Annotated in this window: 4 protein-coding genes; all 4 read right to left on the reverse strand. The window is 63.9% G+C overall.

The features are described 5' to 3' along the window. The coding region (locus WCA53_RS20355) for a DEAD/DEAH box helicase (protein WP_423914888.1) at positions 1 to 433 on the reverse strand (433 nt) is incomplete at its 3' end. Positions 434 to 1,101: 668 nt separating this feature from the next. Then, the gene (locus tag WCA53_RS20360) at positions 1,102 to 1,479 is read right to left on the reverse strand and encodes an MliC family protein (protein WP_423914882.1); all 378 of its coding nucleotides are present in this window, start codon (positions 1,477 to 1,479) and stop codon (positions 1,102 to 1,104) included. A gap of 108 nt (positions 1,480 to 1,587) precedes the next feature. Next, positions 1,588 to 1,746, reverse strand: a complete 159-nt coding sequence (locus tag WCA53_RS20365) for a DUF6726 family protein (protein WP_423914890.1) — start codon at positions 1,744 to 1,746, stop codon at positions 1,588 to 1,590. 65 nt (positions 1,747 to 1,811) lie between these two features. Continuing rightward, positions 1,812 to 3,074, reverse strand: a complete 1,263-nt coding sequence (purT, locus tag WCA53_RS20370) for a formate-dependent phosphoribosylglycinamide formyltransferase (RefSeq protein ID WP_423914885.1) — start codon at positions 3,072 to 3,074, stop codon at positions 1,812 to 1,814. Between the last annotated feature and the right edge of the window lie 303 nt (positions 3,075 to 3,377).

Genomic DNA, 3,377 nt, shown 5'->3' on the forward strand with positions numbered 1-3,377 from the left:
GACCCGGTGTGGCGATCAGGATTTCCACGCCGCGCCGCAGTGCTTCTGATTGCGGGTTCATATCGACACCGCCGAACACCACCGTACTGCGCAAGGGCGTGTGTTTCGAATAGGCCTGCACGTTGGCCGCGACCTGATCCGCAAGCTCACGCGTGGGCGTGAGAATCAACGCCCGCACCGGATGCCGGGCCGGCGACGCGCTCGTGCTCGCCATGGGCAGCAGGCGCTGGATGATCGGCAGCGAAAAACTCGCGGTCTTGCCGGTGCCGGTCTGCGCGGCGCCCATTACGTCACGGCCGGCCAGTACCACGGGAATCGCCTGCGCCTGAATAGGCGTGGGAATCGTGTAGCCGGAGTCGACCACCGCTCGCAGGATGTCGGGCGAAAGGCCGAACTGGTCGAATGTGGGCACGGCCGTTTCGACATCTGGCATTGCGACAACGGGCGTAGCGGCGGCAGTAGCAGCGGTAGACGGGAGCGCGGTATCGGACTCAGCCCCGGATGCGGCGTCGGATGAAACGGCGGACGGGTTCGTGACGACTGGATCGGACATGGTGACTTGGTGGCTTTCGCTTTCGCTAAAAATGCGCCGGAGGGGCGCGCGAGCGGTCATTCCACCGCTCAGGGACATTGGATGAAGAAGCCGCGAATAGATCGGCCACGGCTGGCGATCGTTGCGCTGGCTTCGACACGCAGGGTTCCGACGCTGCGAGTCATCGTTTGATCCGGCCTGACACAACCGGATGGCGTAGTTCGGATGCTAAGTGCAGAAGAAGCCTAAGTACTTCTGATAGGGCGCCGGGAAAGCGCCAAGCGCGCGAGCTGGAACAAAAATGGAAGCGGCATGAAAAGGCGCCGCCGGACTACGGTCTGTCCCCCGCCTGCGCCCCGCCTGCGCCATTCGATCGGGTGTTCGCACTGCGGGAAAGCCCGGTATTGTAGCACTGTCGCCGCCACGGTCGTGGGCGCCGCCAACGGTTTCGCGCTGGGCAACGAGGGAAGGTGAAAGCGGCCCGGTTGCCGGGGATTGGGGTGGTTCTGCTAGCGCTGAGTGTCGGGCAAGGATAGAGCCCTCCCGCCAGCAGCACCGTTCCAGCCGCCCTACCTCCCCGTCCGGCACTCAGCGAGCATCGGCGGCGCATCGGCATCGGCGGTGTCGTCGGTGAGCGAACCCTCCGGACCCTTGGTCCACCAGGTGTAATGGTCGGCCACGTACTTCGCCCCGGAGCCCGCCAGCACATTCACGAAAAGCATCTTCCGGCTATCGACGGTCAGCAGCGCAAAACTCTGCTTGTTCTTCGTGTTCATATACTCCACGTTCAGCGCCTTGCCGCCGCGGCACACGTACCGTATGGCATTGGTCGTCGCGACCTGGAGTTGAGGCACGGTCAACGGCATCGCGAAAACCGAGTTCGTAGCGCACATCGTGCACAACGCCACCGTCAGCACGGCAATGGTTCGTTCGAAAACCGATTTCATCTTTGTTTCCTTTATCACATCTTCAGCACCGTTTGGACCGCACGCCACCCGGGGCGCCGCGCGGTCGTCGATCAAGCCGCATCGCGCCCGACCCTTGCACTGTCACGCTCAAGGATCGATGACGCCGGCGCACGCATCCGTCGGAGCGGCCGCCAGATGACCGACCAGAGGCACCATCTTCAACCCCGCCGACGCCACCCGGCAAGGGGCCGCCGCAACGCCACATCCGCCCAGCATCACGCTTAGAGTCGCGCTGAGCGCGACCATTGCACACCATTTCACTTGCTTGCCTCCATGTCACTCGCGCCAATGGCCGCGAGGACGTTTTCCCGTCACCGGCTGGAGACGGGCCTTACCTTCGATGCCGCCAGCTTCGCGCGTTCCCGCGCCTGGTCGGTGTCGGCACCGGTTGCTACCGCCACGCCCATGCGGCGTTTCGCGAAGCTTTCTGGCTTGCCAAAAAGACGCACGTCCGATTCGGGAACGGCGAGCGCATCCGCGACGCCTTCAAACGCAATCCCCACTTCGTCGAGCTGGCCATATATCACCGCCGATGCCCCCGGCGCGCGCAACGTGGTATCGACGGAAAAGCCGAGAATTGCGCGCGCGTGCAGGTCAAACTCGGAAAACCGCTGAGTGGCGAGGGTGACGAGACCGGTGTCGTGCGGACGCGGGCTGACTTCGGAGAACCAGACATCGTCGCCGCGAACGAACAACTCGACGCCAAACAAGCCGCGACCGCCGAGCGCCGTGGTCACCTTCGCGGCGACATCGCGCGAACGGGCAAGTGCGGTCGGGCTCATGCGTTGCGGCTGCCACGATTCGACATAGTCGCCCGCCACCTGCAGATGGCCGATCGGCTCGCAGAAATACGTCTGCGTTTCGCCGGTTTCCGGGCTGGCCGCGCGCACGGTGAGTTGCGTGATCTCATAGTCGAAGTCGATGAAACCCTCCACGATCACGCGCCCGTGATTTACGCGCCCGCCGGCCATGGCGTGCTGCCAGGCGGGTTCGATATCGGCGGCGCTTTTCAACACCGACTGCCCTTTCCCAGAGGACGACATCACCGGCTTCACCACGCACGGGAAACCGATCTGGTCGATAGCGGCTTTCATCTGCTCCAGCGATTGCGCGAACGCATAGGGCGAAGTCGGCAGGCCAAGGGTTTCGGCGGCAAGACGGCGAATGCCTTCGCGATTCATGGTGAGCTGGGTCGCGCGCGCGGTCGGAATCACGACGGCGAGCTGTTCGGCCTCGATCTCCGCGAGGGTATCGGTGGCGATAGCCTCGATTTCCGGCACGACCAGATGCGGCCGCTCGGCCTCGATCAGCGCGCGCAGCGCCGCGCCGTCGGTCATGTCGATCACATGCGAGCGATGCGCGACCTGATGGCCGGGCGCATTGGCATATCGATCGACCGCGATCACCTCCACACCGAGCCTCTGCAACGCGATGATCACTTCCTTGCCCAACTCCCCCGCTCCGAGCAACATGACGCGCGTGGCGCCTGGGGTTAGCGGCGTGCCGAGTCGCACGGGCAAGGCGCCTGCGGAACCGGACGGCACGGCACAAGCAGCGGTCTTCAAACTCTGCATGGATGCTCCAAATATAGCGGCTGGACGAGGCCCGAATGTTAACACGCAGGCTCTCGTGGACACATCGACGGCGCGCGCTGGCCATGTGCCGCTGAGCCGCGCCTTACAAGGTGTGACCGGGTGTGCTTTTTGTGTCGATTGGACGGTGTTTCTTGCAGATTGGCCTTGCTCAATCGCCACGTGAGTGCGATACCCTTACGGTTTTGCCAGCTCCAAGGAATTTCATGTTCATGCGGCCTTCCCCCTTGCACCCTGCGCGCAGGTCCGCGCGCAGTTGGGTCCATGCTGCGTTCTCGCGTGCGA

Source organism: Caballeronia sp. (assembly GCF_049581465.1).
Lineage (GTDB): Bacteria > Pseudomonadota > Gammaproteobacteria > Burkholderiales > Burkholderiaceae > Caballeronia.